The following is an 891-nucleotide window of genomic DNA, read 5'->3' on the forward strand; positions in this document are numbered from 1 at the left end:
CCGTGGCAGTACCGCCTAACGTCATTACGCCAGCAACAACGGCCCTGACACCGGCGATGTTGCCGCTGATTGATCTCACTCAGGCTGATATTGACCGCATCGTCGGACAGGTACCGGGCGGGATCGCGAATATTCAGGATATTTACGCCCTGTCGCCGTTGCAGGACGGTATTTTGTTCCATCACTTACTGGCAAACGAAGGTGATCCGTATCTGTTGACGGGCCAAATGGCTTTTGCTGACCGGGCACTGTTGGATCGTTATCTGGCGGTGGTGCAACGGGTGGTTGATCGCCACGATATCCTGCGTACCGCTTTTCTCTGGCAAGGGTTGTCAGTCCCGGCGCAGGTGGTCTGGCGTCAGGCCGCTTTATCGGTGACTGAACTGACATTAAACCCGGTTGATGGTCCGGTCAGAGAGCAGTTAATCCGGCACTGTGATCCCCGTCAGCATCGTTTCGACCTGAGTGACGCGCCGCTATTACGTTTTGTCGTGGCGCAGGAAACCGATGGCCGCTGGATTTTGCTGCAATTGCTGCATCACCTGATTGGCGACCATGAAACAATGGAAGTGATGCACCGCGAAGTTCAGGCATATCTGACCGGTCAGGAGGAGAGCCTGCCGGTACCGGTACCTTTCCGCAATCTGGTGGCGCAGGCCCGGTTAGGGGTGAGTCAGGAGGAACATACCCGTTTCTTTACCGAGATGCTGGCAGAAGTGGATGAACCGACGCTGCCATTCGGGTTGACTGAGGTGCATCGTGACGGTTCACAGGTGACGGAATCTCACCGGCTGTTGACCCCGGAGTTGAATAGCCGTCTGCGCGGTCAGGCCCGGCGTTTGGGCGTTAGCCTGGCGGCGTTGTGTCATTTGGCCTGGGCGCAAGTGTTGT

General features: G+C 57.0%; 1 protein-coding gene. It reads left to right on the forward strand.

What is annotated here, in order from left to right:
• A partial coding sequence (locus tag EAE91_RS23540; RefSeq protein ID WP_244869025.1) for a condensation domain-containing protein occupies nucleotides 1-891 on the forward strand: 891 nt, incomplete at both ends.

Origin of the sequence: Photorhabdus noenieputensis, from assembly GCF_018448935.1 — a bacterium.
GTDB classification, from domain to species: Bacteria; Pseudomonadota; Gammaproteobacteria; order Enterobacterales; family Enterobacteriaceae; genus Photorhabdus; species Photorhabdus noenieputensis.